We start from the raw sequence: 17,507 nt of genomic DNA, 5'->3' as shown, positions 1-17,507 counted from the left end.
TCAGCGCTCCGTTTGCAGCAGTTGGGTGAGTTGGGCCTGAAGCGCCGCGACCTGCTGCTCCAGCAGGGTAATGCGCGTCGCCAGGTCGCCCTGCTCTTCCGGCGCGTCAGCGGCCTGCGGCTGATCGCTCTCATCACTCAGCAGATGCATAAAGCGGCTTTCACGCTTACCCGGCTCTCGCGCCAGGCGCATCACCTGTGCACTGTCGTCACGCTGCATCAGGCCTTCCAGCGTCTGCTCGACCTCGCTGACGTCACTGAACTCATGCAGACGACCGCTGCGGGTACGCAGTTCGCCAGGTGTTTGTGGCCCGCGCAGCAGCAGCAGCGTCAGCAGGGCGACTTCCGCGCTGTTGAGCTTCAGCGCACCAAACGCAGAGTTACAGAAACGCTGCTCATATTTCACTACCCGTTGCCCTGCGGCGCTGCTGGCGGTGATCAGATGCCGTTTTTCCAGCAGATCGAGCTGATTCTGAACCTCGCTTTCGCTTAGCTCCATGACCGGATCGCGATTCGATTTCTGATTACAGGCAACCACAACACCATTCAGTGACAGCGGATACTGCTCCGGCGTGGTGACCTGCTTCTCCAGCAGACAGCCCAGTACGCGCAACGCCTGCGCCGATAAAACCATCTTCATGCTCGCATCCTCATCATTATCCACGCCGGTCAGGCGTCCATTCCCGCAGAGTTAACGCTGTCAGCACGTGATCCTGCCAGCGCCCATCAATTAGCAGATAATCTTTCGCGTATCCCTCTTTCTCAAAACCCAGTCGCGCCAGAAGATCGCCGCTGCGCTGGTTGTGCGGCATGTAGTTCGCCATGATGCGATGAATATGCTGCTGGCGCTGCATATAGCGGATAGCCGCCTGCAACGCCTCAAACATCAGCCCTTGTCCCTGCCACTTTTCACCCAGTGAATAGCCAAGGTAACAGGCGTGAAACGATCCGCGCAGCACGTTGCTGAAATTCGCCACGCCCCGCACCTCGGTTTCATCGCTGTCCATGAGAATAAAATAGAAGGCGGAACCCTGCTTATGCATGTCCGAAATCAGTCCGAGCCTTGCCTGCCACCCTGAGGGATAGCAGTGGCTGTCATCGCGCACCGGTTCCCAGGGTTTTAAAAACTGGCGATTTTCCGAATAGTAATCTGCCATTCGCCAGGCATCACGTTCGTGAACCAGACGGACCACCAGTCTATCGGTGGTTAATCGCACCCTGGGCGCGGCAGAACGATAGCCAAACATCCTGACTCCTGAAATCAATGGCTGATGAAGATGAGCCGTCATTAACCGGCTTTCACTATAACCGTCGCCTGGGCTGCGGTAAAACGTTACAGCTTTTTCGCCATAAAGAGGTTGATTTTGCTCTGTTATCACCGCTTTCATTCATCAGAATGGCTGGTTTAAGCGGCGGTTCCTGTGATGCCTCTGCCAGGTGAGTTTGCCCTGTTGAGTAATCTCTTCCATACTTTTCACACGCCCGAAAACAGAAAGAATTGATTCGTTCTGTTTAACAATAACCCTCTGAAACCCGGGAGATCAGGATGAAGCTCTATATCTATGACCACTGTCCTTTCTGCGTTAAAGCGCGAATGATTTTTGGCCTGAAGAACAAACCGGTTGAGCTGGTGGTGATGCTAAACGACGACGAGGAGACGCCGAACCGGCTGATTGGGCAGAAAATGGCGCCGATTCTGCAGAAGCAGGATGGCAGCGCGATGCCTGAGAGTATGGATATTGTGCATTATGTCGATCAGCAGGATCGCGAGCCGCTGATTACCGGCGCGCTGAATCCGGCAATCGCTGACTGGCTGCGTCATATGAATAGCTATGTCAACAAACTGCTACTGCCGCGCATTGCTGAGTCGGCGTTTGCCGAATTCGCTACCCCGGAGGCGCGTGACTATTTCCGCACCAAAAAGCAGGCAAGCATCGGTGATTTTGACGCGCTGAAAAGTCACTCGGCCGGGCTGATTAAAAATGTCAGCCAGGATCTGCGCAAGCTGGACAAATTAATCGAACAGCCCAATGCGGTGAACGGCGAGCTGTCAGAAGATGATTTTAATCTCTTTCCACTGCTGCGCTCACTGACGCTGGTGGCGGGTATCGACTGGCCAGCACGGGTCGCTGACTACCGCGATAATATGGCTAAACAGACCCAGGTAAATCTTCTCTCTTCAATATCCCACTAACCCTGCCGCGATGAGAGACGCTGCGGCGTTTCTCATCCCTTTCCTGATGACACCCGCCCCGCATTCAGGCAGGCTATAGCCTGTTTACTGGCTCTGATATTCAGGATAAAGATCGATGAAAAAGGCATTTTTCGGGCTGACGGCCCTGTTGATTGCGCTGCTGGTGAGCGGATGTAATCAACTGACCCAATACACCATCAGCGAACAGGAAGTGAATCAGGCGCTGCAGAAGCACAACAACTATGAGAAAGACATTGGCGTATCCGGACTGGTTAACGCACATATCGTGCTGAACAACCTGACCAGTCAGATTGGGCGCGAAGAGCCAGGAAAGGTGACACTTTCCGGCAATGCAAAAATTAACGTCACCTCACTGTTTGGTCCTCAGCAGGCCGATATGCAATTGAAGATGCGTGCTCAGCCGGTTTATGAGCCGCAGCAGGGCGCCATCTATCTTCGCGATCTGGAGATTGTCGATACGCAGGTTGCCCCGGAAAAAATGGCGTCAATTATGAAAACGCTGACGCCATACCTGAATCAGTCACTCAAAAGCTATTTTGATCAAAATCCTGCTTATGTACTGAGTGCTGACCGCAGTAAAGGCGAGTCGCTGGCGAAGAAATTTGCCAAAGGACTGGAAGTGAAACCGGGAGAACTGGTCATTCCGTTCACACAGTAATCCCGATCTCCGCGCCTTATGGCGCGGATTTTCTTTATCGACATAAAAAGCAGGTGCAAACGGTTGCCTGAATCCTTATGCTTAGACCCCGGCCAAAACATGCCTTTTGTTTCCCTTCTGCCGGAGCTTCACTGATGACAGCACAACCTCAGCAACTTACCCTGCGTCGCCCTGACGACTGGCATATTCATCTGCGTGATGATGAGATGCTCAACACGGTCCTGCCCTATACCAGCGCGGTGAATGGTCGTGCCATTGTCATGCCGAACCTGGTGCCGCCGGTAACCAGCGTGGCGGCAGGTGAAGCGTACCGCGATCGTATCCTGGCGGCGCTGCCCGCCGGGCACGCTTTTACGCCGCTGATGACCTGCTATCTGACCGACTCGCTGGATCCTGATGAGCTGGAGCGCGGTTTTACCTCGGGGTTGTTCACCGCGGCCAAGCTCTATCCTGCGCACGCCACCACCAACTCCAGCCATGGCGTCACCAACATCGCGTCGATTGCCCGCGTGCTGGAGCGTATGCAGAAGCTCGGTATGCCGCTGCTGATCCACGGTGAAGTTACCGATGCACACGTTGATATTTTTGACCGTGAAGCCCGGTTTATCGAAACCGTAATGGTGCCGCTGCGCAGCCAGTTTCCGGCATTGAAGGTGGTGATGGAGCACATTACCACGCAGGACGCCGCTGACTATGTCGCCGCCGCCGATGAGACGCTGGGCGCAACCATTACCCCGCAGCATCTGATGTTTAACCGCAACCATATGCTGGTGGGCGGTATTCGTCCGCACCTCTACTGCCTGCCGATCCTTAAGCGCAACGTGCATCAGGAAGCGCTGCGTAAGGTGGTAGCAAGCGGAAACCCACGATTCTTCCTCGGCACTGACACTGCGCCGCATCTGCGCCATCTCAAAGAAGCCAGCTGCGGCTGCGCTGGCGTGTTTAATGCGCCAACGTCATTGCCCGCTTACGCCACCGTTTTCGAAGAGCTGAACGCGCTGGAACATTTCGAAGCGTTCTGTTCTGAGAATGGGCCGCGTTTCTACGGCCTGCCGCTGAATGAAGGAACGATTACGCTGGTGCGTGAGCCCTGGCAGGTGCCTGAATCAATCGCGCTCGGCAGCCACGCTCTGATGCCGTTCCTGGCGGGTGAAACACTGAACTGGCGCATCGCATAATTTTACTTGCCTCCGGCCCGCAGATACTGTAAATATATACAGTATCTTAACCGGAGGCTATTATGCGCGTTGAAATTACCGTATCCAATACCCGACCTCTTCCTGCTGGCGCGATTGAAGCGTTAAGCGATGAATTATCGCGCCGCATTGATGAACAGTTCCCTGACTCGACCAATCACGTCAAGGTACGTTACGCCAGTGCCAATAATCTCAGCGTGCTGGGCGGTGGAAAAGAGACGCGCGACCAGATCAGCGAAATCCTGCAGCAGACGTGGGAAAGTGCTGATGACTGGTTCATTACTGATTAACCGCCACTGTGCTTTTTTTCCGGGTGTCGCCACCCGGTTTTTTTATCTTTTCTTGCCTCTCGCACTTCCCCCTCTCTGCATCTAGACTCTTAATGATCAATGCCCTATCCTTGCGCTCGTCACGCATAACAGGAGGTGCGCACCATGACTACTGATAAACCGGAAGAGGCGATGACCTTTGGTGAGTTGTTAGCACTGATTGGTGATCAACAGCGTCGTTTGACGGTGCTGGAAAATGCCTTTTCCAGTCTGATTTTCTGTCTTGACGATCGCGCCAGTCAGCTGCTGGTGCACAATCTGTCGCTGGAAGCCCAAAATCAAAACCATGATGAACAGCTTCAGCAGCACTTTGCCCGTCTGGCAGAAACACTGCAGAAACGCGGCGGCGGCATCGTGCCAGAAAGCCCGACACTTTAAGCACGCTCACGTAGCTGAAGCCACTTTTTGCCTGCCCAATGAATAGTGATTAAAATGCCTGCCTGCCAGGCATTTTATTTTTTCCTCCGCGCCTTTCAAACGCAAATATTCTGTGAGAAGCTGACTCACGGCCTTTTTAAAGTCATGATTCCCTGGTTTACTGTTATAATAGTTTCGCTATTGGAATAAAAAAGCCGCATTGAACCTCACCATGCACTTCGTTTAACGAGTAATAAGGAGGTTATAATGGACAGAAGAAAAGACGTTATTCAGACTCATCCGCTGGTGGGCTGGGATATCAGTACCGTTGATAGCTATGACGCCATGATGATCCGCCTGCACTCGCTGTCGTCGCAGGATCAAAAAGAAGAAGAAGCGGATGTTGGCCCTACTTACTGGCTGACAACGGATGTGGCAAGGCAGTTTATCTCGATACTCGAAGCGGGCATCGCCAAGATAGAATCAGCCGAGCAGATAGAACGACTCCTCAATAAGCATTAATCTCTGCCGCATCAAAGAGGCGCCCTCAGGGGTGCCTTTTTCGTTTCTGTTTCTGGTATTCTTTTGATTATCTTACTCTTAGAGCACAGTTATCATGATTTATGATCTTATCGTCGTCGGCAGCGGCTCAGTGGGCGCGGCGGCAGGCTACTATGCTACCCAGGCGGGTTTATCGGTGCTGATGATCGACAGTGCACATCCTCCCCACAATCAGGGCACGCATCACGGCGAAAGTCGATTGATCCGTCACGCTTATGGCGAAGGCGAACGCTACGTTCCCCTGGTCCTGCGAGCGCAGACGCTGTGGGATGAACTGGAACAGCGCGCCGGTGAGCGCATTATGCATCGCAGCGGCGTACTTAACCTTGCGCCAATTCAGTCACCTTTTATTCAGAACGTCATCGACAGCGCCGCTCGCTGGCAACTCAACATTGAGGTAATGCAGCCCGATGACGTGCGAAAGCGCTGGCCGCAAATTAACGTGCCTGAGGGTTATCTGGGCGTCTTTGAGCCGGACTCCGGCTATCTGAAGTGCGAACAGGCGGTTCGCAGCTGGATTCAGCTGGCGGAGCAGGCGGGCTGTGCACAGCTGTTTAACTGTCCGGTCACCGAGCTGGGACGTGATGGCGATCTGCAGCAGGTCACCACCCTGGACGGTATCTATCGGGGTCGCAAAATGCTGGTCAGTGCCGGCACCTGGGTCGGTAAATTAGTTCCTGACCTGCCAGTGGCCCCCACCCGAAAAGTGTTTGCCTGGTATCAGGCTGATGGTCGCTACAGCGAAAACAATAAGTTTCCCGGCTTTACGGTGGAAATGACGAATGGCAGCCAGTTTTCTATGGCTTCCCGGCGGATAATAACGCGTTGAAGGTGGGGCGTCATGATGGCGGACAGCCGATGCAGCAGCCAGAGGATCGTAAACCTTTTGGTGCGGTCGCGGCCGATGGCAGTGAAGCCTTTGGTTTCCTGCGTCAGTTTTTACCCGGCGTGGGTGTCTGTCTGCATGGTGAAGCCTGCAGCTACGATTTCAGCCCGGATGAGGACTTTATTATTGATACGCTGCCAGGTGAACCTGACCGTTTATTGATTACCGGACTCAGCGGACACGGGTTTAAATTTGCCAGTGTATTAGGTGAACTGGCTGCAGAATTTGCTCAGAAAAAACCGTTCTCATTTGATCTGACCCCTTTCCGCCTTTCGCGCTTCTGACGCTGAAAATGGGTGGCATCAAGTGGGCGCCACCCATTGACATTAACTGACGTAAACTGAATTTTGCTGACATAATGACACTGTTTTATTCCGCACTTTAGGTTAATTCGCCGCCTTATTCGTTGACGAGCCCTTTGCCACAAATAACTCATTCAGAAATATTGCGCATTTTCACCTCCTTTTATTCAGCCATTTCATATTAAAAAATAAAATTTATAGAAACGTAAGGGCAATTGCTTTTATATTTCATAATGTAGATTCTTATTTCATATTATTTCTTTTTTGAAACGACATCATGTTATTACGTAATTCATCTCATCAGTTTGGACTGATTGCCGTGCTGCTGCACTGGTGTATGGCGCTGGCGATTTATGCCATGTTTGCGCTGGGGTTATGGATGGTGGGCCTGGGCTACTACGATAGCTGGTATCACGACGCGCCGGAAATTCATAAAAGCATTGGCGTGATGCTGCTGCTGGCGTTGATTGTTCGTCTGGTGTGGCGTGTTATTTCGCCGCCGCCAAAACCGCTGAGCAGTTATTCCCCGCTGGTGCGTATCAGTTCAATGGTTGCGCACCTTTTGCTGTACACCCTGCTGCTGACCATTTTAATCAGTGGCTATCTGATCTCAACCGCCGATGGCAAACCGATATCTGTATTTAGCTGGTTTACCCTGCCCGCGCTGTTCAGCGGTGCAGGCGCACAGGCTGACCTGGCGGGCGACATTCACCTCTGGCTGGCCTGGACGGTTGTCATCCTCTCGATACTGCATGGTCTGGCTGCGTTAAAACATCATTTTATCGATCGTGATATCACCCTAAAACGGATGTCAGGTTTACGCATCCCTTCTCCCTCTGAAAAGGATAAATAATATGTTCAAAAAGACTCTGCTGGCGATGACCGGTGCCAGCCTGCTGCTCAGTTCGATGACCGCCAATGCTGCAGACTATAAAATCGATAAAGAGGGCCAGCACGCGTTTATTCAGTTCCGTATTCAGCATCTGGGTTACAGCTGGCTCTACGGCACCTTTAAAGATTTCGATGGCAGCTTCACTTTTGATGAGAAGAACCCTGCAGCAGACAAAGTCGACGTCACGATTAACACCAGCAGCGTCGATACCAATCACGCTGAACGTGACAAGCACCTGCGCAGCGCTGACTTCCTGAACACCAGTAAAAACCCGCAGGCCACGTTTACATCCACAGAGGTAAAAAAAGAGGGTGATGAGCTGAAGATTACCGGCAATCTGACGCTGAATGGCGTGACGAAACCGGTGACGCTGGAGGCGAAAATGCTGGGTGAAGGTAAAGATCCGTGGGGCGGTTACCGCGCTGGCTTTGAGGCCGAAGGGGAAATTGCACTGAAAGATTTCAACATCACTAAAGATCTGGGGCCCGCTTCGCAGAAGGTGCAGCTGATGATCTCAGTTGAAGGTGTACGTCAGTAAAACAACACGCCGCCTGAAGCTCACTTCAGGCGGCCACGTTTATTTCTTCACTGGCGAAGGAATAGTCATATTTAACAGGCCACGTGACTTGTTAAAGATCTTATTGCCATTCTCACGTCCCGCCCGGCGAGCGCGCTGCTCTTCCGGAGAGAGTTTTGCTTCTTCCTGACAGATTGGGCTGCAGCAGTTCTCAAACTTCTCTGCGCAGCTTTTGCACTGAATAAACAGCAGATGACAGCCGTCATTGACGCAATTGACGTGGGTATCACAGGGTTCGCCGCACTGATGACAGTTCGACAGCACGTCGTCAGAAATACGTTCACCCATCCGCTCATCAAAGACAAAGTTTTTGCCTTTGAAGCGTACCGGTAACCCCTGCTCACGCGCGCGGCGGGCATACTCGATGATCCCGCCTTCAATGTGATAGACATCCTCAAAGCCGTTGTGCCGCATCCAGGCGCTGGCTTTTTCACAGCGGATCCCGCCGGTGCAGTACATTACGATCTTTTTGTCTTTCTGATCCTGCAGCATATCAACCGCCATCGGCAATTGATCGCGGAAGGTGTCAGCAGGCACTTCCAGCGCATTATCAAAACGCCCCACTTCATATTCGTAGTGGTTTCGCATATCCACGAACAGCGCGTCAGGATCGTCCAGCATCGCGTTAACGTCTGCTGCTTTAAGATACTGACCCACATTGCTGGCATCGAAACTGCTGTCTTCAATACCGTCTGCAACAATGCGATCACGCACTTTCAGACGCAGCACCCAGAACGATTTTCCATCATCATCCAGTGCAATATTCATACGCAGATTATTCAGCGCCGGATCAAAGCTATAGAGCCACGCTTTCATCTTTTCATATTGACTGGCGGGCACGCTGATCTGCGCATTAATCCCTTCGTGCGCGACATAGACGCGGCCAAACACCTTGAGTGCTGTCAGGCCAACGTAGAGCGCATCACGGAATGCTTTTGGATCGGCAATCTGGAAATATTTGTAAAAAGAGACAGTGGTGCGCGGCTCAGTTTCAGCCAGCATGCGCGCCTTCAGCTCTTTATTGGAAACGAGGTTATGTAACACTGGCATGGTGTTCTTTCCTGTTATCAATAGGAGAATTTTAGCGGGCACATGATACCTGATTTCAGCAGGATGCAAAGGCCAGTGTAAGAACCGATCATCTTGTGCTGTTTTTTCCGCCAATATCTGGAGAGTTTACATCCGCCTGCAGTAGCCTGTTCCGTCAGTGATATTTATACGCCCGATAAAAACTGGCACAATGGCAGAAATTAATGAGATATCAGCACCGCACGGTGCGCGACGCAGGAAAATTAACCTTCATATGACCCAGTTGCCTCAGTTTTCACGAGAAAACTGCTTCACCCGCGCTATTGGTTGACCTGGGTGGGTGTCGCTTTTCTTTATCTTTTGGTGCTACTTCCCTATCCCCTGCTTTATGTTCTCGGCTGCAATATTGGTCGTATCGGGATGCGTTTTATGAAGCACCGCGTCAGTGTCGCCCGACGTAATCTGGAATTATGTTTTCCGGAAATGCCGATCAATGAACGTGAAGCGATGGTAAAACACAATTTCGAATCGGTTGGCATGGGATTGATCGAGACCGGGATGGCATGGTTCTGGCCTGACTGGCGCATCAATAAATGGCATAAGCCTTCAGGTCTGGAGCATATTCAGCAGGCGCGGGATAGTCAGCGTGGTGTCCTGCTTATTGGCATGCACTTTCTGACACTGGAAATTGGGGCGCGCATGTTTGGTATCCATAATCCAGGCATTGGCGTCTATCGCCCTAATGACAACAAATTGATCGACTGGCTGCAGGTTAAAGGCCGGATGCGTTCAAATAAAAGTATGATTGACCGCAAAGATCTTAAAGGAATGATTCGCGCGCTGAAAAACGGCGACATTATCTGGTACGCACCCGACCATGATTATGGCCCACGCAGCAGCGTTTTTGCGCCCTTCTTTGCTGTGGAAAAAGCGGCAACCACGGTGGGCACCCATTTGCTGATTCGTACTGGTAAACCGGCGGTTATTCCCTTTGTGCCGCGTCGTCTGCCTGGTGGTCGTGGTTATGAACTGATGATACTGCCTGACATCAGCGACGAATTTACGCTGGAGAGCGATGTTGTCACCGCTGCCAGAATGAACAAAGTGGTTGAAGAAGGCGTGTTGCTGGCACCGGAACAGTATATGTGGCTTCATCGTCGCTTTAAAACCCGCCCCGAAGGCGAACCCTCCCGTTATTAATCCTTTCGCGCTAAATGTCTTTCTGGCATTTAGCGCTTTTCTTACTCTATGCTCTGCTGAATAAATCAGTCGCTCGTGGCGGGATCATCGTTTCATCGAATTTTCAGGACCGTTAATTAATCAACCATGAAGTTCAAGATAGTTTATTTATCTATTTAAAATTCGATTTTATAATAAAAAACCTTACTAGCAGGCGCTATTCTGCCTGGTTTCTTTTTAGTCATTAATTTTCAGCGTACTGTATTTAATAATATCTGGTGCTAATTAACTTTCAAACCAGGCCTAATCCTATTTAGCCAGGCTTAACGATGTATTCTGGCTAATGGATCGATTAAAATTAACTTATATTACAAGCTTTTGCCTTGTTAATTTGACCTATATTCCTTTTTACATTTTTTTAACAGCCTGATAGACCGTTATGGCATTTGAAGAAGTTAAAGCTAATCGGTAGTTTCTTTCGTGACAGTCAGATCTTTAACCGCTCTGACAAAAATTATAAAAAGACAACACAGCAAACCTCTATCGGGACATATTATATGAACAAAGGTCTCTACTATTACGTCACAATTGGTACCGATCAGGAAAATTATCATTTCCTTCATCGTAAAGGGTGTAAGCGAATGCCAGATAAAGATGAAGTCATCTTCATTGGCACTTTATATAACCTGAGTCAGGCGCTTTCCATCGCCAGAATTAATTTTAAGAAAGTTAAGCCCTGTATAAAATGCTGTATCCGCTACTCAGCGCCGGTGATTCATGACTCTGTTCAACCCGTTCTGCACTTTCCACAAAAGATGATCTGACCCTGACTGGCGGGAAATGGTTTATTTCCCGCCAGTTGCACTGACCCGCCCTTTCCCTCCCCTGAATTTCGTCTATCCTTCACTGAAATCAAATGAATCTGCAGTTAATGAACCCGGTAAGGAGAAGATTGATGAGCATGTACAGTACGTTAGAGGAAGCGATTGATGCTGCACGTGAAGAGTACCTCGCTAACAATCCTGAGGTGGATGAAGAAGAAGCATCGATCAGTCAGTTTGGCCTGCAAAAGTATGTCATGCAGGATGGCGATATTATGTGGCAGGCTGAGTTCCTGACCGATGAAGGTGAAGCGGGCGAATGCCTGCCCTTCCGCAGCGGTGACGCCGCACAGGCCATCTTTGATGCTGACTTTGACGAAGTTGAACTGCGTCAGGAGTGGTTAGCAGAAAATACCCTGCACGAGTGGGATGACGGCGAATTCCAGCTTGAGCCGCCGCTGGACACCGAAGAGGGTGAAGCCGCCGCGCAAGAGTGGGAAGATGATAACAGCGACTCCGATCGCAGTTATTCGTAAGGACCGTGACTGGCATCCACCGGTAACAACAGGGTGTCAACCACCAGCGACAGTGGCAAATCGAGGATCGTTAAGACTCGCCAGCCGCTGTCGCGTACATCCCACTGTACGCCGGGATAATACTGATTGCCGTGTCCCTGCCCCGGCAGGGTGCGACTGATGATACTGCCACATCCGCTTAAGCAAAGCACCGCAGCTACAACAACGCCTGCCTTTAAAAATGCTTTCACCACTGATACCCGCTATGAACTGCCATTGAGAACGTCACGCGCTGCTCACGGTGACTGCCAGCAAACAATTTATCAGCGTATCGCTGTTTTAATCCCATAAAAAAAGCGGCATCGCTGCCGCTTTTCAGATTACGCGTTTTTTGCCAGCGCGTTAGGGTTGAGGTTAAGTTTCTGATAACTCTCTACCCACTGATGATACTTATCCGCATTTTCCCACAGTCGGGTATGAACACGGGCCAGTACCACCGGATCGCTGATTAACTGCAGTCGCTGCTCGCGGCCCAGTTTATCCGGTGCATCGCTCAGTGCCTGATCCACACGACGGTCACGTGCATAGTCCAGCAGCTGACTCTGCTTATGGCGCGATGTCGCCAGTGCCGTTGCGAGTGCGTTAAACGCAGGATGGAACAGGGCATGCATAAAGCCATTTTCCAGCGCACGTTCGCGGTTTAGCAGCACATAACGATCGGTATCCACCAGCTCCTGCGGCGGCGAGTACTCTTCCGGGATCAGGAACAATTTGGCTTTCTTGCTCTTAAGACCCAGTGTTGAGCGGCTCGACATCACAGAAACAAACGGAGACAGAATCAGCGAGAAGACAATCGGGGCCAGCCACCACAGGAAGTTAAGATCCAGCAGTCCCATACCCGTTGCCCACACCAGACCCAATGCCATCTGCGAACCGTGACGTTTAAATGCCTCGCTCCACGGCGTCGCATCGTCATCACGTTGCGGAGAGTTCCACACCACTTCCCAGCCGAGGAAGGCACTGACAACAAACACCGTATGGAACAGCATACGTACCGGCGCCAGCAGCACTGAGAACAGCGTTTCCAGCACCAGTGAAGCCAGCAGGCGCAGAGGACCTCCGTAGGCTTTTGACCCTTTGAACCAGATCAACACCACACTCAGCATCTTCGGCAGGAACAACAGCACCATGGTGGTCGAGAAGAGCGCTATCGCCAGCTCCGGACGCCACTGCGGCCAGACCGGGAACAGCTGCCGCGGTTGCAGGAAGTAGGTCGGTTCCATCAGCGTATGCACCACCTGCAAGGCAGTTGAAAGCGCAAGGAACATAAACCACAGCGGAGCAGACAGGTAGGACATAACCCCTGTCAGGAAGACCGCACGGTGGACCGGGTGCATCCCTTTTACCAGGAACAGGCGGAAGTTCATCAGGTTACCGTGACACCAGCGGCGGTCACGCTTCAGCTCATCCAGCAGGTTCGGTGGCAGCTCTTCATAGGATCCCGGCAGGTCATAGGCAATCCAGACGCCCCAGCCAGCACGACGCATCAGCGCAGCTTCCACAAAGTCATGGGACATGATCGACCCGGCAAAAGAGCCCTCACCCGGTAACGGAGCCAGTGCACAGTGCTCAATAAAGGGTTTTACGCGAATAATAGCGTTGTGACCCCAATAGTGAGATTCGCCCAGTTGCCAGAAGTGAAGACCGGCCGTAAACAGCGGACCGTATACACGCGTGGCAAATTGCTGACAGCGCGCATACAGCGTATCCATACCCGATGCTTTCGGCGACGACTGGATGATCCCGGCATTCGGGTTAGCATCCATCATGCGTACCAGACCGGTGAGACACTCACCGCTCATAACGCTATCCGCATCCAGCACGACCATGTAGCTATAGTTGCTGCCCCAGCGACGGCAGAAGTCATCGATGTTGCCGCTTTTACGCTTCACACGACGACGACGACGGCGATAGAAAATCTTGCCTGCGCCGCCAACATCCCGCACCAGCTCCATCCAGGCTTTCTGCTCGGCAATGGCGATATCCGCATCGTAACTGTCGCTGAGGATGTAAACGTCAAAGTGTTCAGCGTTACCGGTGCGAACCACGGATTCCCATGTCGCACGCAGACCGGCGTAAACACGCTCAACGTCTTCATTACAGATCGGCATAATCAGCGCAGTACGATGTTCCGGATTTAGCGGCTCATCTCCGACCGTTGAATAAGAGATACTGTATTTGTCACGTCCAATCAGCAGCTGCAGGAAGCCCATCAGTGCTGTCCAGAAGCCAGCAGAGACCCAGCAGAAGAGTATGGCGAACAGGAACAGGATACCGGTCTGCAATAAGTAAGGCAGAATCTGCATCACTGACTGCTGCCAGTTCTGATTGATCATCTCCATCGGATCCAGAAGCGTCCAGCCCTGATAAGGCAGAATACTCTTCATGTACCAGGTGGCGACCACCGTCTGAAATATGGTCAGGATCAGCAGGATGTAGCGACGAATTGAACCGACATGACGCCACTTCTCTTCGGCACGACGCTCTTCCGCATTGGCATAACGCGGAACCGATTTGTGTCCACGAAGTGAGTCCCAGGCACGGGCGACCGGGTTGGTCCGCCACGCTTCCGGGAACATCAGTGAGCGTTTGACCTTCGGCATCGCTTTCAGCGTGGTGCGGTCGAGATAATCTTTGCCCAGCTGCTGACCGTCGGCCAATGAATCAGGCCAGGCCATTTCAACCCGCGATGAGACCGATTTTAACGGCGCATCATCCGGACGATCACTGGCTGCGACATCCCTTCCCAGCGCATCATGGATGAAGTGGAACTCGCCGGCATTCTGCAAGGAGACGCTCAGGCGTGCCTTCCCTGCCGCATCCAGCGGCAGAGATTCCACATAACGTTGAGGTGTAAAAGTCGATTTATTCATTGGCAGGTAACTGATAGCTCCAGGTTTCCGTCAATGTCTTGTCGCCGCTTACCAGGGCCGCACGCATTTCCGTGGACTGTTTGGCATCTTTCACACGCAGACGCAACACCAGACGCCAGCCTTTGGTGACCGGGTTATAACGTACGCTCTGCTCAACCACATCAGCATTTTTACCGACGCTGACCTGAGGTGCCACCTGACTGTTTTCCGCCATCTTACTCATGTCTTTACCCACGAAGTCGATGGTGAAAGCCACGGTGCCATCCGGCTGACGCACCAGATTAGATTGCTTCACGTCACCCGCTGAACGCAGGGTATTTTTGACCCAGGCGGTATCATCGGAGTGCAGCTGGTTTTCGTCGCGCGAGAAGTGCAGACGATATTTGAAGTTCATCTCTTTACCAGGCTCTGGCAGCGTCTCTGGCGTCCAGAAAGCAACGATGTTGTCGTTGGTTTCATCTGCCGTCGGGATTTCAACCAGTTCAACCCGGCCTTTACCCCAGTCGCCGATTGGCTCAACCCAGCCGCTTGGACGCAGGTCATAGCGGTCGTCCAGATCCTGGTAGTTGTCAAAGTCACGCCCACGTTGCAGCAGACCAAAACCTTTCGGATTCTCAATGGTGAACGTGCTCACCGCCAGATGACGCGGGTTATTCAGCGGACGCCAAATCCACTCTCCGTTGCCATTATGGATAGAGAGTCCATCAGAGTCGTGCAGTGCCGGACGGAAGTTGTTCACCGTCGACGGCTGGTTCTGACCAAACAGGAACATACTGGTCAGTGGTGCGATCCCCAGTTTGCCGACGTTATCACGCAGGTAAACTTTAGACTGCACATCAACCGTTGACGCTTCACCCGGATGCAGCACAAAGCGATACGCGCCCGCCGCACGCGGCGAATCAAGCAGTGCGTAGATCACCAGCTGCTTGTCCTGCGGTTTAGGACGCTGAATCCAGAATTCTTTGAAACGCGGGAACTCTTCACCGGATGGCAACGCCGTATCGATGGCAAGGCCACGCGCCGACAGGCCATAAACCTGGCCAGCACCGATCACACGGAAGTAGCTTGCACCCAGGAAGCTGGCGATCTCATCGTTTTTACCCTTGTTGTTGAGTGGGTAAAGCACTTTGAAACCCGCAAATCCGAGGTTTTTTACCGCTTCTGCGTCATGTTTTACGTTACCGAAATTAAAATAGTCGGGGTTGTATTTAATCTCGCGTACCGCGCTGCCCGTCACTTCGTTGATCTGCACCGGGGTATCGAAATACATGCCCTGATGATAGAACTCCAGCTTGAATGGCGTGCGCAGTTTGCCCCAATACGCTTTATCGTGGTTAAACTGGATCTGCTGATAATCAGCAAATTTCATTTCACGAAATTGAGAGGGTAAATTGCTTTTAGGCGCTTCAAAGCTTTTCCCTGCCAACGCTTTGGCTTGTTTGGCTACATCATCGATGTTAAACGCCCAACTGTTATTGGCGTACAACGCCAGCAGAACTGCAGTACCAATCCAGCGTACCTTCATCAGTCCGGCTTTATTTTTTTCTTTAGTCGGCACATCCCCCCCTTTCGTGTGCTTAAATCAAACCCGTTTATCTTAAAGGATTATTCGGTTTTCCGACAGCTTATGCGCAACATTGTTCCCGCATTTCGTCTGGGTTAACGCTACTTTTAGGACAATTAGACACTACGGATTCCACTGATAGTATACCTGGTTTATCCCAGGTAGACTTTTCACAGAACATAATCCGGTTTCAGGGTGAAACCGGCCATACGTACTAACGAACTGGAACTTTATGAGTACTGTAAAACCTGAACGTGAATACTTTCTTGATTCCATACGCGCGTATCTGATGTTACTGGGGGTACCTTTTCATGTTTCCCTCATTTACTCCGCGCAAAAATGGGCCGTCAACAGTCATGAGGCCTCGTTATGGCTGACGCTGCTGAATGACTTTATTCATGCATTTCGTATGCAGGTGTTTTTTGTCATTTCAGGATACTTCTCCTACATGTTGTATCTGCGCTATCAGCCACGTCGCTTCCTGAAAGTGCGTCTGGAGCGTGTGGGGATCCCGCTACTCACCGCCGTTCCGCTGCTCACGCTGCCGCAATTTTTCATGCTGAAGGCCTGGACAGATAAGCTGGCTGACTGGCCGCGATTCACGCCGTACCAGAAATTCAATAACCTGATGTGGGAGCTGATTTCACACCTGTGGTTCCTGGTGGTGCTGGTGATGCTGACCACGCTCGGCATGGTCACGTTCCGCTGGTTGCGCGATCAGCACCGCACCATTGATTATACGCGGGTGGGCTGGGGAGCGTTGACCGCGGGTGTACTGACATGGGCGCTGGTGTGGTGTGTGTTCCGCCGTCTGGTGTTTATATTCCAGCCAGCCTGGCTGATGGATGGCTTATTCAGCATTGTGGTTATGCAAACGCTTTTCTATCTGCCGTTCTTTATGCTGGGGGCGCTGGCATGGAAACATCCGCCGCTGAAGCAGTTGTTTGTGCGGTTTAATCCGGTGATGTGGATCGGCGCGGTGGTGATGTTTGTTGCCTACTGCACAAATCAGCGCCTCAGCAGCGGCGATGGCTGGTTATATGAGCTGGATGCGATTATCACCACGCTGATGGGTCTCTGCATGCTGAACGTCTGCTTCTGCTTTGGTCATAAGCTGCTGAATTCGCATTCGCCACGCATCATGTATCTGGTGAATGCGTCGCTGTTTATCTATCTGGTGCACCATCCGCTGACGCTCTTGTATGGTATTTATGTCACACCACGGATTGAAAACAACACGCTGGGCTTCTTTGTGGGCCTGCTGATGGTGTTTGGCATCGCGTTTCTGCTGTATGAGATTCACCTGCGCATCCCGCTGCTGCGCTTCCTGTTCTCGGGGAAATTTGAGCGTAAACAAGCACAATGACAGGCGATCACTGATCTCAGGCCATCAGTGAGGTCAGGCTATAAATGATGTGTCTCACAGACCGCTTAAGCGTTTAAAGCGATGGGAGCATACACACGTAGCAAAGCATAGCGGGCCAGGGACACAAA

At 51.8% G+C, this 17,507-nt stretch carries 17 protein-coding genes and 2 pseudogenes; 13 read left to right on the top strand and 6 right to left on the bottom strand.

Going from position 1 to position 17,507, the window contains the following annotated elements:
- Both AC6I77_RS06870 and rimJ read right to left on the bottom strand, forming a co-directional pair.
- Positions 1 to 639, bottom strand: a complete 639-nt coding sequence (locus AC6I77_RS06870) for a DUF480 domain-containing protein (RefSeq protein ID WP_008925922.1) — start codon at positions 637 to 639, stop codon at positions 1 to 3.
- Between the two features lie 16 nt (positions 640 to 655).
- A complete protein-coding gene (rimJ, locus tag AC6I77_RS06865) occupies positions 656 to 1,246 on the bottom strand; it encodes a ribosomal protein S5-alanine N-acetyltransferase (RefSeq protein WP_003849899.1) in 591 nt (196 codons plus the stop codon).
- A 299-nt stretch (positions 1,247 to 1,545) separates the two neighbouring features.
- On the opposite strand from rimJ, the gene grxB reads away from it, so the two are divergent.
- The 9 genes and pseudogenes from grxB (at position 1,546) to AC6I77_RS06820 (ending at position 7,933) form a co-directional block, all read left to right on the top strand.
- Positions 1,546 to 2,193, top strand: a complete 648-nt coding sequence (gene grxB / locus AC6I77_RS06860) for a glutaredoxin 2 (RefSeq protein WP_003849902.1) — start codon at positions 1,546 to 1,548, stop codon at positions 2,191 to 2,193.
- 115 nt (positions 2,194 to 2,308) lie between these two features.
- Positions 2,309 to 2,872, top strand: a complete 564-nt coding sequence (locus AC6I77_RS06855) for a lipoprotein (RefSeq protein ID WP_003849904.1) — start codon at positions 2,309 to 2,311, stop codon at positions 2,870 to 2,872.
- Between the two features lie 134 nt (positions 2,873 to 3,006).
- A complete protein-coding gene (pyrC, locus tag AC6I77_RS06850) occupies positions 3,007 to 4,050 on the top strand; it encodes a dihydroorotase (RefSeq protein WP_497816782.1) in 1,044 nt (347 codons plus the stop codon).
- A 62-nt stretch (positions 4,051 to 4,112) separates the two neighbouring features.
- On the top strand, positions 4,113 to 4,358 hold the full coding sequence (dinI, locus tag AC6I77_RS06845) for a DNA damage-inducible protein I (protein WP_003849907.1): 246 nt from the start codon (positions 4,113 to 4,115) through the stop codon (positions 4,356 to 4,358).
- 144 nt (positions 4,359 to 4,502) lie between these two features.
- Positions 4,503 to 4,775: a hypothetical protein gene (locus tag AC6I77_RS06840; RefSeq protein WP_003849909.1), complete on the top strand. Its 273-nt coding sequence runs from the start codon at positions 4,503 to 4,505 to the stop codon at positions 4,773 to 4,775.
- Between the two features lie 246 nt (positions 4,776 to 5,021).
- Positions 5,022 to 5,276 carry a biofilm formation regulator BssS gene (gene bssS, locus AC6I77_RS06835; protein ID WP_003849911.1) on the top strand — a complete coding sequence of 85 codons (255 nt, stop codon included), beginning with the start codon at positions 5,022 to 5,024 and terminating at the stop codon, positions 5,274 to 5,276.
- 94 nt (positions 5,277 to 5,370) lie between these two features.
- Positions 5,371 to 6,485: pseudogene (solA, locus tag AC6I77_RS06830) on the top strand (N-methyl-L-tryptophan oxidase).
- A gap of 295 nt (positions 6,486 to 6,780) precedes the next feature.
- Positions 6,781 to 7,356, top strand: a complete 576-nt coding sequence (locus tag AC6I77_RS06825; RefSeq protein ID WP_497816781.1) for a cytochrome b — start codon at positions 6,781 to 6,783, stop codon at positions 7,354 to 7,356.
- A gap of 1 nt (position 7,357) precedes the next feature.
- On the top strand, positions 7,358 to 7,933 hold the full coding sequence (locus AC6I77_RS06820) for a YceI family protein (protein ID WP_078804271.1): 576 nt from the start codon (positions 7,358 to 7,360) through the stop codon (positions 7,931 to 7,933).
- Positions 7,934 to 7,972: 39 nt separating this feature from the next.
- On the opposite strand, the gene trhO is transcribed toward AC6I77_RS06820, so the two are convergent.
- Positions 7,973 to 9,022, bottom strand: coding sequence for an oxygen-dependent tRNA uridine(34) hydroxylase TrhO (trhO, locus tag AC6I77_RS06815; RefSeq protein ID WP_003849918.1), 1,050 nt, complete (start codon positions 9,020 to 9,022; stop codon positions 7,973 to 7,975).
- A gap of 253 nt (positions 9,023 to 9,275) precedes the next feature.
- Between trhO and AC6I77_RS06810 the strand changes: the two are divergent.
- The 3 genes and pseudogenes from AC6I77_RS06810 to AC6I77_RS06800 all read left to right on the top strand — a co-directional run bounded on the left by AC6I77_RS06810 (position 9,276) and on the right by AC6I77_RS06800 (position 11,537).
- A pseudogene (locus AC6I77_RS06810) lies at positions 9,276 to 10,201 on the top strand (Kdo(2)-lipid IV(A) acyltransferase).
- A 536-nt stretch (positions 10,202 to 10,737) separates the two neighbouring features.
- Positions 10,738 to 11,004 carry a hypothetical protein gene (locus AC6I77_RS06805; RefSeq protein WP_008925916.1) on the top strand — a complete coding sequence of 89 codons (267 nt, stop codon included), beginning with the start codon at positions 10,738 to 10,740 and terminating at the stop codon, positions 11,002 to 11,004.
- 131 nt (positions 11,005 to 11,135) lie between these two features.
- Positions 11,136 to 11,537, top strand: coding sequence for a MysB family protein (locus AC6I77_RS06800; RefSeq protein WP_003849925.1), 402 nt, complete (start codon positions 11,136 to 11,138; stop codon positions 11,535 to 11,537).
- On the opposite strand, the gene AC6I77_RS06795 is transcribed toward AC6I77_RS06800, so the two are convergent.
- From AC6I77_RS06795 to AC6I77_RS06785, 3 genes are all read right to left on the bottom strand, one after another.
- Entirely contained in the window at positions 11,528 to 11,767 is a 240-nt protein-coding gene (locus AC6I77_RS06795) for a YceK/YidQ family lipoprotein (RefSeq protein ID WP_033743162.1), read from the bottom strand. The genes AC6I77_RS06800 and AC6I77_RS06795 overlap by 10 nt on opposite strands.
- Before the next feature lie 129 nt (positions 11,768 to 11,896).
- Positions 11,897 to 14,449, bottom strand: coding sequence for a glucans biosynthesis glucosyltransferase MdoH (gene mdoH / locus AC6I77_RS06790; RefSeq protein ID WP_003849929.1), 2,553 nt, complete (start codon positions 14,447 to 14,449; stop codon positions 11,897 to 11,899).
- Positions 14,442 to 15,977 (bottom strand): glucan biosynthesis protein G, encoded by a 1,536-nt coding sequence (locus AC6I77_RS06785; RefSeq protein ID WP_175501468.1) that lies wholly within the window; start codon positions 15,975 to 15,977, stop codon positions 14,442 to 14,444. The genes mdoH and AC6I77_RS06785 overlap by 8 nt, the downstream gene beginning before the upstream one ends.
- A 268-nt stretch (positions 15,978 to 16,245) precedes the next feature.
- On the opposite strand from AC6I77_RS06785, the gene mdoC reads away from it, so the two are divergent.
- The gene (gene mdoC / locus AC6I77_RS06780) at positions 16,246 to 17,379 is read left to right on the top strand and encodes a glucans biosynthesis protein MdoC (protein ID WP_008925914.1); all 1,134 of its coding nucleotides are present in this window, start codon (positions 16,246 to 16,248) and stop codon (positions 17,377 to 17,379) included.
- The last annotated feature ends 128 nt before the right edge of the window (positions 17,380 to 17,507 follow it).

It is taken from the genome of Pantoea sp. X-Soil-ISGK-259 (assembly GCF_059730705.1).
This window is presented reverse-complemented; position numbering and strand designations above follow the sequence as displayed.